The organism is Citrobacter sp. wls829, assembly GCF_005280825.1.
In the GTDB taxonomy this organism is placed as follows: Bacteria; Pseudomonadota; Gammaproteobacteria; order Enterobacterales; family Enterobacteriaceae; genus Citrobacter; species Citrobacter gillenii.
The window spans coordinates 71,227-82,749 of record NZ_SZWP01000058.1 but is presented as its reverse complement, the minus strand read 5'-3'; the positions used below and the strand labels follow the sequence as shown (position 1 = coordinate 82,749).

Genomic DNA, 11,523 nt, shown 5'->3' with positions numbered 1-11,523 from the left:
GCCTTATCCGGCACGCAGCTCTTCACTCGCCCGAAACCGCACAATCCATCACCTAACAAATCAGCAACATTTATCCACTTCCGTTATGATTGTTTCAGAAATCCATTATTCAGCTGAAAACAATGACAAATTCCTCTCAGGGACTTAGCCGATCGCTGATCCTGCTCATGTCCATCGCCACGGGTCTCGCCGTCGCCAGTAACTATTACGCCCAGCCGCTGCTCGATACCATCGCGCGCAACTTCTCATTATCTGCCAGTACCGCAGGCTTTATCGTCACCGCGGCACAGCTTGGCTACGCCGCGGGCCTACTGTTTCTGGTACCGCTTGGCGATATGTTTGAGCGGCGGGGGCTTATCGTGTCCATGACGTTACTCGCCGCTGGCGGCATGTTGATTACCGCCAGCAGCCAGTCGTTGGGCATGCTGCTCCTCGGCACGGCACTGACCGGGTTGTTTTCCGTCGTAGCACAAATATTGGTTCCGCTGGCGGCCACACTCGCCACGCCGGAGACACGCGGCAAAGTTGTCGGCACCATTATGAGCGGTCTGCTGTTGGGGATTTTACTGGCTCGTACCGTGGCCGGGCTGCTGGCGAATCTCGGCGGCTGGCGCACGGTATTTTGGGTCGCCTCGGTGCTGATGGCGCTAATGGCTATCGCGCAATGGCGCGGACTGCCGAAGATGAAATCAGAAACCCATCTCAACTATCCACAGTTGTTAGGCTCGGTCTTCAGCCTGTTTATCCACGATAAACTGCTGCGTACCCGGGCGATGCTGGGCTGCCTGACGTTTGCCAACTTTAGTATTCTCTGGACATCAATGGCATTTTTGCTGGCGGCACCGCCGTTTAACTATTCAGAAGGCATGATTGGCCTGTTTGGCCTGGCCGGTGCCGCCGGTGCGCTCGGCGCTCGTCCTGCAGGTGGATTTGCCGATCAGGGCAAATCCCATCTCACCACGACATTAGGTCTGTTGTTACTGCTGCTCTCCTGGCTGGCAATCTGGTTGGGTCATACGTCAGTACCGATGCTGATAATTGGCATTCTGGTACTGGATCTCACCGTTCAGGGCGTGCATATCACCAACCAGACGGTTATTTACCGCATTCACCCGGATGCGCGTAACCGACTGACCGCCGGCTATATGACCAGCTATTTTATTGGCGGGGCGGCAGGTTCACTGATTTCAGCCTCTGCCTGGCAGCATGCCGGCTGGGCTGGCGTTTGTCTGGCAGGGTCGACCGTTGCCGTACTCAACCTGCTGGTCTGGTGGCGAGGTTTTCACCGCCAGGAAGCCGTAAATTAAGCGTATCGCGCGTGTTTGCCGCTGATTGAGCTCCTCAGGGTGTTAAGGAGCTCATCAGTCTGCTAAGGTTATAACTCATTGAGCCAGGTTATTTAAATTTCGGTAATGAAGCCTATAATCCTATGGAAAGCCCTGTTCCCCAGTCAGACCCCAGCCCGGCAACCTTAACGGAAGGATTCAAAGACAGTCTGCCGATCGTCATCAGCTATATTCCGGTCGCCTTTGCATTTGGTCTCAATGCCACTCGTCTGGGCTTTACGCCCGTCGAAAGCGTCTTTTTCTCCTGCATTATCTATGCCGGTGCCAGCCAGTTCGTCATCACTACCATGCTTGCCGCGGGCAGTTCGCTATGGGTCGCCGCGCTCACCGTGATGGCCATGGACGTACGCCATGTGTTGTATGGCCCTTCCCTGCGCAGCCGCATCGCCCAACGACTCAGTAAACCTAAAAGCGCAGTGTGGGCCTTTGGCCTCACTGATGAAGTGTTTGCCGCCGCAACGGCGAAGCTGGTGCGGGACAATCGCCGCTGGAGTGAGAACTGGATGATGGGGATCGCACTATGTGCCTGGATTTCCTGGGTATTCGGTACGATTATTGGCGCATTCTCCGGCAGTGGCTTACTGAAGGATTTTCCGGCGGTCGAAGCGGCGCTGGGTTTTATGCTCCCGGCGCTGTTTATGAGCTTTCTGCTCGCGTCATTTCAGCGTAAACAGTCGCTGTGTGTGACCGCGGCACTCGGCGGAGCACTGGCGGGCGTGACGTTTTTTTCTATTCCTGCCGCCATACTCGCTGGCATTGTTTGTGGATGTCTGACGGCGCTTATCCAGTCATTCTGGCAGGGGGCGCCTGATGAGTTATGAGGTTCTGCTGCTTGGCCTGCTGGTTGGCGGCGTCAACTACTGCTTTCGTTATTTACCGCTGCGTCTGGGGGTGGGAAATGTTCGCCCGACAAAACGCGGCGCAACCGGCATTTTACTCGACACCATTGGCATAGCATCAATTTGCGCCCTACTGGTGGTGTCTACCGCACCTGAAGTTATGCACGACGCTCGTCGGTTTGTGCCAACGTTGGTGGGGTTTGTTGTACTGGGCGCAAGCTATTTTAAGACCCGCAGCATCATCATTCCGACATTGCTGAGTGCTCTGGGCTACGGATTAGCCTGGAAAATGTGGGTTGTTTTATAGGTAAAAATAATCATTTTAAATAAATAATACATTTACTTTATTTGTCACTGTCGTTACTATATCGGCTGAAATTAATGAGGTTATACCCAAATGGATAGTTCGTTTACGCCCATTGAACAAATGCTAAAATTTCGCGCCAGCCGCTACGAAGAATTCCCTTACCAGGAAGTTCTTCTGACTCGTCTTTGCATGCACATGCAGGGCAAGCTGCTGGAAAACCGCAATAAAATGCTGAAAGCTCAAGGGATTAACGAGACGTTGTTTATGGCGTTGATTACGCTGGAGTCTCAGGAAAACCACAGTATTCAGCCTTCTGAACTGAGTTGCGCACTGGGTTCGTCGCGGACTAACGCCACGCGTATCGCGGATGAGTTAGAAAAACGTGGCTGGATCGAGCGTCGCGAAAGCGATAACGATCGCCGCTGCCTGCATCTACAGTTGACCGAGAAAGGCCATGCATTCTTGCAAGAGGTATTACCGCCTCAGCATAACTGTCTGCATCAGCTCTGGTCATCTCTTAGCACCACAGAAAAAGATCAGCTTGAGCACATCACCCGCAAGCTTCTGACCCGTCTTGATCAGATGGAACAGGATGGCACGGTACTCGACGCGCTGCGTTAACGCGCCGACACGCTCAAAAATCCAGATTGATAAATGAAAAACCGACAGGCCAGCAGGTCACCCTGCTGGCCTTTCTGATAAACAGGTCGGCTCAGCCGATGTGAAAAAAAATAAGATCGTGGAGAACAACATGAGCGCAAATGCGGAGACTCAAACCCCGCAGCAACCGGTCAAGAAGAATGGCAAACGTAAAAGTATGCTGCTGCTTCTGACCTTGCTCTTTATTATCATTGCCGTGGCATATGGGATTTATTGGTTTTTAGTACTGCGTCATGTCGAAGAGACAGACGATGCGTACGTGGCAGGGAACCAGGTTCAAATCATGGCGCAGGTATCAGGCAGCGTGACGAAAGTCTGGGCTGATAACACTGACTATGTCAAACAAGGCGACGTGCTGGTGACCCTCGACCAGACGGACGCTAAGCAGGCGCTTGAAAAAGCCAAAACGGCGCTGGCCTCCAGCGTGCGCCAGACGCACCAGTTGATGATCAACAGCAAGCAGCTTCAGGCCAGCATTGAGGTGCAGAAAACCGCCCTGGCGCAGGCACAAAGCGACTTTAATCGCCGCGTCCCATTGGGAAATGCTAACCTGATCGGTCGCGAAGAACTGCAACATGCGCGTGATGCCGTTGCCAGCGCGCAGGCTCAGCTTGATGTCGCAATACAGCAATACAATGCCAACCAGGCGATGATCCTCGGCAGTAAGCTTGAAGACCAGCCTGCCGTGCAACAAGCGGCCACCGAAGTGCGTAATGCCTGGCTGGCGCTGGAACGTACCAAAATTGTTAGCCCGATGACCGGCTACGTGTCCCGTCGTGCCGTGCAGCCTGGCGCGCAGATTAGCCCAACCACACCGCTGATGGCCGTTGTCCCTGCCACCAACCTGTGGGTGGACGCCAACTTCAAAGAAACCCAGCTTGCGCATATGCGCATCGGCCAACCGGCAACGGTGATCAGTGATATTTACGGCGATGACGTGAAATACACCGGTAAGGTTGTCGGTCTCGATATGGGGACCGGTAGCGCCTTCTCGCTGCTGCCAGCACAGAACGCAACCGGTAACTGGATCAAAGTCGTCCAGCGTCTGCCCGTGCGTATTGAACTGGATGCCCAGCAGTTAGCGCAACATCCACTGCGTATTGGCCTGTCTACGCTGGTAACGGTCGATACCCAAAATCGTGACGGACAGATTCTGGCAAGCCAGGTGCGTACGACGCCGGTTGCAGAAAGTAATGCTCGAGAAATCAACCTTGCTCCGGTCAATAAAATGATCGAAGAGATCGTGCGGGCCAACGCGGGCTAATTCAAAGGTGCGTGTGATGCAACAGCAAAAACCGCTGGAAGGCGCGCAGCTCGTCATTATGACGATCGCGTTGTCACTGGCGACATTCATGCAGGTGCTGGACTCCACCATTGCTAACGTGGCGATCCCCACTATTGCCGGGAACCTTGGCTCTTCATTGAGCCAGGGGACCTGGGTGATCACCTCTTTCGGGGTGGCGAATGCTATCTCCATTCCGATCACCGGCTGGCTGGCCAAACGCTTTGGCGAAGTAAAGCTGTTCATGTGGTCCACCATCGGCTTTGTCATTGCGTCCTGGGCGTGTGGGATGTCCAACAGCCTGACCATGCTGATTTTCTTCCGCGTGATTCAGGGGATTGTCGCCGGTCCATTAATTCCGCTTTCACAAAGCCTGTTACTGAATAACTATCCGCCCGCCAAACGCTCTATCGCCCTCGCGCTGTGGTCGATGACGGTGATTGTCGCCCCTATTTGTGGCCCGATTCTCGGGGGCTATATCAGCGACAACTATCACTGGGGCTGGATATTCTTCATTAACGTGCCGATCGGGGCGGTGGTGGTGTTGATGACGCTACAAACCCTGCGCGGCCGGGAAACCCGTACCGAACAGCGACGCATTGACGCTATTGGTCTGGCGCTGCTGGTTGTTGGTATCGGCAGTTTGCAGATTATGCTCGATCGCGGTAAAGAGCTGGACTGGTTCGCCTCGCAGGAGATAATTATCCTGACGGTCGTCGCCGTGGTAGCCATCAGTTTCCTGATTGTCTGGGAGCTTACCGACGATAACCCGATTGTCGATCTCTCGCTGTTTAAGTCGCGAAACTTTACCATCGGCTGCCTGTGTATCAGCCTGGCCTATATGCTCTACTTCGGCGCTATCGTCCTGCTGCCGCAGTTGTTGCAGGAGGTCTACGGATATACAGCGACCTGGGCAGGCCTGGCCTCCGCACCGGTGGGGATAATCCCGGTGATCCTGTCGCCGATTATTGGTCGTTTCGCCCACAAGCTGGATATGCGTCGGCTGGTCACGTTTAGTTTTATTATGTATGCCGTCTGTTTCTACTGGCGCGCGTGGACGTTCGAACCCGGTATGGATTTTGGCGCATCGGCCTGGCCGCAATTTATTCAGGGGTTCGCCGTAGCCTGCTTCTTTATGCCACTGACCACCATCACGCTGTCTGGCTTACCGCCTGAGCGTCTGGCAGCGGCGTCAAGCTTGTCTAACTTTACGCGAACGCTGGCAGGCTCAATCGGCACATCGATTACCACAACGATGTGGACTAGCCGTGAGTCGCTACATCACGCGCAGTTGACGGAGTCAGTGAACCCCTACAACCCTAATGCACAGGCGATGTATAGCCAGTTGCAGGATCTTGGGATGACCCAGCAGCAGGCCTCCGGCTGGCTAGCGCAGCAAATTACCAACCAGGGGCTGATAATTTCCGCCAACGAAATCTTCTGGATGTCGGCGGGGATATTCATCCTACTGCTCAGCCTGGTGTGGTTCGCCAAACCGCCATTCGGCGCGGGCGGCGGCGGCGGTGGGGCGCACTAACTCGATGTTTAAAGGGATCTGCGGATCCCTTTTTATTGTGCCCAGGTATCGGGTTATCTCTAATTCCTGCGACAACAAGGCCCATCATTGATGTAATGGGCCTTGTGATTATCAGAAGTAATATTTGAATCTCAGACGTCCGCCGTAACGCGCATCTTCGCTGCTGTCGCCATTATGTGGATCGGCCTCGACCCATGAGGCATAAGCACCGAGATAGATATTAAAGTTTTTCATATCCATGACGTTGGGGAATAAATATGAGGCATGGATGGTGTGGATATCATAATTGCCTGGATCGGTGATCCAGCAGTCATCTTCACACACGGCATCAATATTGGTCGCGTTGAACGCTTCAATTTTGTTATGCGCATAGATGTAACCCAGTTCAAAGCGATGCCATAACGCATTCACCCCGGCAGTAAAGTCGGTTTCATCAGTCGCATCCATATACGCCGTATTGAGGTTAATGACAGCCCCCTCTTCTGGATCGGTTTTTTGTCCGTTCCAGGTCATGGTAAAACCATACCCCGTACGATCTGACTGATCGATCCACTTGCCGTTATCGTAATAACCATAGGCGTTATTCACGACATTACTTTCCATCGCCAGCGCCGTGGAGAAGCGGCCATTTTGCCAGGCGATAACCGGTCGAACATAGGCCACATTTTTATCGCTGGTTAAATCCATGCCGTGATACTGCTTCTCGGAGAACAACGTACTGCCATTTTCCAGCAGCGTATTCACTTCAAAATACCAGTTATCGATGGTTTTACTCAGCAGGAAGTTACCGCCACTGTCGCTACGTCCACGCCCCTCTTTCATCATATAGATGTAGCCGTAGCCGTCACTGTAGAGGTCATTCGCCGTATTCCCCGAATACTCAACAAAGGTATCCTGATTCAGCGGGAACATATCATAGGCTTCAAAGCGCCCGACCTTAATTTTCCAGTCGTTCTCACGCCCAAGGAAGAAGACCGCATCATCGAGATTCATTTTGCCGGTCAGATCAGCCAGCGGTTGGACCGAGAAACCGGCAAAGTTACCGTTGTTCAGCCGCTGGTAGCCATCAAATCCCAGTAGCAGACGTCCGTTGATATCCCAGCGCTCATTGGTTCCCGGCGCCCAGTCTTTGTTGGCGGAGGTGCGCATTGATGTCAGGCTACCGGAACGACTGGCAGCATCCATATTAAACTCCACATCACCGTAGAATTTAATATCGCTGAATCCGGATAACGTCAGTTTTGGTGGGTTAGCGCCTGCTGCGACGGGTTCGGCTGATTCAACTTTCACCGTAGGTGCTGCCGCTACCTGTTGTTGCTGTAGCGACTGAACCTGCGACTCGGCGTCAGTTGCCCGCTGTTCTGCGCGAATAACACGCTGCTCCAGTTCAGCAAGACGTTACTCAATGGTACTATTATTTGCAGCCCACAGGTTTTGAGATAAGCAAGCACCGATCATCAGCGCCAAATATTTCGCTTTCATTATTCATCCCTAAAGTTTGATGTATACCAGATGAGATGTCGTAAACATCTCATCCTCCTGCTATTACAATATTTTGGTTATTATCAGGAATGCGCAAACTTACCGCTTTTAAGGTCGGTGACAATGCCATTCATTCTTGCTTCTGTTAATCCATAGAATTTAATAGAGAATGCCGTCAGAATATAAAATATTGCAGGAATAATGGTGAATAATAACGTAACGCCCTGTACGGCAGACGCGGACTGCACAGCACTACCTGAGGCATAATCAAATGCTGCGAGTACCCAGCCCAAAATAGCACCACCAACGGCAACACCCAATTTGATGACAAAAATATTTGCTGCGACGTTCATTCCGGTAATTCGACGGTGCGTTTTCCATTCACCGTAATTATTCGCATCGGTAATCATCGACCATTGCAGAGCACCATTACCGCCCTGAATAATGGAAATAATAATATGAACCGCAAGCACAACTATCCAATACTGAACCGGCACAAAGAAGCACAGCACACCAAATACGGCTGTGAGTAAGTTAACCCAAAAAGAGAGTTTGATTTTACAGAACCGGGTACCAAAGGGTTTAGCAAGTATCGACCCCAGCATTGAGGCAAACATGCTACCCAGCATAAAGACGGTAATAATATCAGCACCTTTGTTCAGCACCGTGTTAACGTAGTAAACGACTGCCCCACCGCGCAGCACCACCGCAACCAGCATCATAAAGTTATAAACAGATAAAATACGCCACTGTTCATTCTTGAATAAAATTTTTACATCACGGGTAATATTGAGGTTTTCCTCTTTGATCGGCTGCACACGTTCTTTGGTGGTTAAAAAACAGATGATAAACATCAGACAACCAATGACGCCGAAGATAGCCATTGAAACCTGAATCCCCGTCGCTCTATCACCAGGATAGAGATAATCTGCCAGCGGTAAAATTAACGCCGTTCCCAGCGCACCGCCGATTGGCGTAATCGCAAAACGCCATGACTGCAAGGACAGGTTTTCACGCGGGTCGGACGTCAGCGCAGCACCCAGTGAGCAGTAAGGAATATTAATGGCTGTATACATCAGCGTCATAAAGATATATGCCGCCACCGCATAGACCACTTTTCCACTGTCGGAAAAATCAGGAATGGAATAAACCAGCACACAGCTGACGGCAAAGGGTACACAAATCGCCAGTAGCCATGGGCGAAAACGTCCCCAGCGCGTGGAGGTTGCATCGGCAATCGCCCCCATAATGGGATCGGTAATCGCATCCAGCAAGCGGACCAGTAAAAACATCGTTCCCATTACCGCAGGCGGTAAACCATAAATATCAGTATAAAAATACGCAAGAATTGCCACCGAAGAGTCAAAAACGATGTGGCTGGCCGCGTCACCCAGACTGTACCCCACCTTTTCCCTGATCGATATCTTGTCCCCTGTAGACATACAAACTCCTTTGCCAATACAAAAATGTAACCGGTTTCTGTCGTAGGGTATTTTTAAAACATCTTATCTGGCCTAATCCATTATGTTTTTCTGTTAACTGTTTATGTTTTTTTCTTTATGTGATCGCAGCGAGGTAGGTTTACTTATTGGCCCTTATTTTTGTTTCTTCGCTCACGTTTTATTCGTTGCGAACTTGTTAGTTATTAACACAAAATAATATTCACCAAACAAATGTAATATAAATATTTTATGGCTAAGGAAAAATGATAATAAAAAACCCCGGTTGCAGGCCGGGGTTTTCGAATAACAGGAAAACGTAATAAATCAGACTAAATATGCAGTTCCTGCAATTTTTCTTTCGGCAGCGCCAACTCTTCATTACTGTTAACGCGTACGTCATGTTCCAGAATATGACGGGCAATTTCCTGCGCTTCGCTCAGCGAATGCATTTGATACGTTCCACACTGGTAGACGTTCAGTTCCGGGATCTGATTTTGATCCTGCACTTTCAGCACGTCAGCCATCGCCGCTTTCCAGGCGTCAGCCACGCGCTGTTCGTCCGGCGTACCAATCAGGCTCATGTAGAAGCCAGTACGGCAGCCCATTGGAGAGATATCGATAATCTCAACGCCATTACCGTTAAGGTGGTTACGCATAAACCCGGCAAACAGGTGTTCCAACGTGTGGATCCCTTTTTCAGGCATCACTTCTTTGTTCGGAATGCAGAAACGCAGATCAAACACGGTGATGGCGTCGCCATGCGGGGTGTTCATCGTTTTTGCAACCCGGACTGCGGGAGCTTCCATCCGGGTGTGATCGACAGTAAAACTATCTAACAACGGCATTTAGCCACCTCCGATAAAATTTTTAAAAATAATCTGAACTCTTTGTTCCGGGGCGAGTCTGAGTATATGAAAGACGCGCATTTGTTATCATCATCCCTGGTTTCAGAGATGAAATTTTGGCCACTCCCGAGTGGCCTTTTTCTTTTGTATCAAGCGTGCGTTTCCAGCCACGCGGCAAACGGCTCAGTATCCGCCGCTTCAATCTCCTGCTGACGACGCTTTGAAGCCGCTGTTTCAGCAATAAACGCCTCTTCCTGCACGATCTCTAACGGCTCTTCACGCAGCAGATTGCGATAAGCCTCGCCCAACGCTTTGCCCGTGCCGCCAATGCCCGTATCAATCATTGACCGCAGGATCCGCGCGGAGAATGTCAGTTCAGGATTATCAAAGCAGGCAACCAGTTCGTCACAGACTTTTTGATACTCCTCTCCTCCATGGATGCTGTCCAGCGTTTGCGCCACGCGCTTCAGGTCACGGAACAGATCTTTACCCACTTTCGGCAGCGGGAACTGGGCGGTTTCACAGCCAATGCCTAGCGTCAGGCCCGGCTTACGTCCTTCCAGAATCACACGATTCCAGTTGGTACGCGTGCAGAGCAGTTCATCGCTGCTCATTTCCGGAGCGTCCGCCAGGACACACCACACCATAAACAGATCGAGGAAACGTACCTGCTGCTCATCTACGCCGATGGGTGAGAAGGGGTTAATATCCAGCGAACGCACTTCAATGTATTCAATGCCGCCGCGAAGCAGCGCATCTGACGGCGATTCACCGCTACGGGTTACCCGTTTCGGGCGAATAGGCGCATACAGTTCATTTTCAATCTGCAGTACGTTGCTGTTAATTTGCAGACGTTTACCGTCTTTCTCCAGACCGATCGCCGCGTACTCCTCGGAAGGGGTTTTAATCGCTCGTTTTAATCCTGCCACATACTCATGCAAATCGTTAAACGTAATACCGAGATTGCTTTGCGACTTATTGGTATAACCCAAATCGCTCAGGCGCAGCGATGTCGCGTACGGCAGGTAATACATACCACAGTCCGTTTTTTCAAACGGTAGAGTTGTCGGCTTTCCTTGCAGGAAAGAAGAACAAATCGCCGGAGATGCGCCAAACAAGTACGGGATCACCCAACCAAAACGATAATAGTTGCGGATCAGGCGGAAGTAGCCAGCAGACACTTTCTCTTTGGCATCTTCATCGTCCGTTACGCCACATTTCGCCTGCCAGAATGCCATCGGCAGCGAGAAATTATAGTGAACGCCGGAAATCGTTTGCATCAGCGCGCCGTAACGGTTTTTGAGACCTTCACGGTAGAGCGTTTTCAGACGACCAATATTCGAGGTACCGTACTGCGCCAGTTCAATATCCTGACCTTCAGCGATATAGCAAGGCATGCTCAGTGGCCACATACGCTCGTCGCCCAGATTTCTGGCGGTATAGCGATGCAGATCACGCATAAACGTGAGCATTTTCTGGATGTCGTCGCCCGGAGGAGTAATAAACTCCAGCAGCGCTTCGGCAAAATCCGTTGTTATCCATTTATGCGTCAGCGCTGAGCCTAACACATCCGGGTGGTCTGTCGTCGCCAATGAGCCATCAGCATTAACACGCAGCGTTTCGCGCTCCAGACCACGTTGAATCCCCTGTAACGCCTGAGGATTTTTTTCCAGCCAGGCCAGTGCCTGTGATACGTCCGGGATCAAATTGACCTCCCGCCTGTCAAAATCGTTTTAATTAGCATCATAGTATTGGTTACCCTACAGGCATTTCCACAACACAA

Annotated in this window: 9 protein-coding genes and 1 pseudogene; 6 read left to right on the top strand and 4 right to left on the bottom strand. The window is 51.3% G+C overall.

Translation table 11 applies throughout. The features are described from left to right. The first annotated feature begins 122 nt into the window (after positions 1–122). From FDW88_RS12100 to emrB, 6 genes are all read left to right on the top strand, one after another. A complete protein-coding gene (locus FDW88_RS12100; protein ID WP_137362615.1) occupies positions 123–1,307 on the top strand; it encodes an MFS transporter in 1,185 nt (394 codons plus the stop codon). A gap of 122 nt (positions 1,308–1,429) precedes the next feature. Then, positions 1,430–2,167: an AzlC family ABC transporter permease gene (locus FDW88_RS12095; protein WP_115257649.1), complete on the top strand. Its 738-nt coding sequence runs from the start codon at positions 1,430–1,432 to the stop codon at positions 2,165–2,167. After that, positions 2,157–2,492, top strand: a complete 336-nt coding sequence (ygaH, locus tag FDW88_RS12090) for an L-valine transporter subunit YgaH (RefSeq protein WP_096755999.1) — start codon at positions 2,157–2,159, stop codon at positions 2,490–2,492. The genes FDW88_RS12095 and ygaH overlap by 11 nt, the downstream gene beginning before the upstream one ends. Positions 2,493–2,582: 90 nt before the next feature. Beyond that, the gene (gene mprA / locus FDW88_RS12085; RefSeq protein WP_096755998.1) at positions 2,583–3,113 is read left to right on the top strand and encodes a transcriptional repressor MprA; all 531 of its coding nucleotides are present in this window, start codon (positions 2,583–2,585) and stop codon (positions 3,111–3,113) included. Between the two features lie 130 nt (positions 3,114–3,243). Then, the gene (gene emrA / locus FDW88_RS12080) at positions 3,244–4,416 is read left to right on the top strand and encodes a multidrug efflux MFS transporter periplasmic adaptor subunit EmrA (protein ID WP_096755997.1); all 1,173 of its coding nucleotides are present in this window, start codon (positions 3,244–3,246) and stop codon (positions 4,414–4,416) included. 16 nt (positions 4,417–4,432) lie between these two features. Next, the gene (gene emrB / locus FDW88_RS12075) at positions 4,433–5,971 is read left to right on the top strand and encodes a multidrug efflux MFS transporter permease subunit EmrB (protein ID WP_115257648.1); all 1,539 of its coding nucleotides are present in this window, start codon (positions 4,433–4,435) and stop codon (positions 5,969–5,971) included. A 111-nt stretch (positions 5,972–6,082) separates the two neighbouring features. Here the strand turns inward: emrB and FDW88_RS12070 are convergent. The 4 genes and pseudogenes from FDW88_RS12070 to gshA form a co-directional block, all read right to left on the bottom strand. Next, a pseudogene (locus tag FDW88_RS12070) lies at positions 6,083–7,453 on the bottom strand (carbohydrate porin). An 83-nt stretch (positions 7,454–7,536) separates the two neighbouring features. After that, a complete protein-coding gene (locus tag FDW88_RS12065) occupies positions 7,537–8,895 on the bottom strand; it encodes a glycoside-pentoside-hexuronide (GPH):cation symporter (RefSeq protein WP_137362614.1) in 1,359 nt (452 codons plus the stop codon). Positions 8,896–9,224: 329 nt separating this feature from the next. Next, positions 9,225–9,740: an S-ribosylhomocysteine lyase gene (luxS, locus tag FDW88_RS12060; RefSeq protein WP_135911530.1), complete on the bottom strand. Its 516-nt coding sequence runs from the start codon at positions 9,738–9,740 to the stop codon at positions 9,225–9,227. A 149-nt stretch (positions 9,741–9,889) separates the two neighbouring features. After that, a complete protein-coding gene (gene gshA / locus FDW88_RS12055; protein ID WP_137362613.1) occupies positions 9,890–11,446 on the bottom strand; it encodes a glutamate--cysteine ligase in 1,557 nt (518 codons plus the stop codon). Positions 11,447–11,523 lie beyond the last annotated feature (77 nt).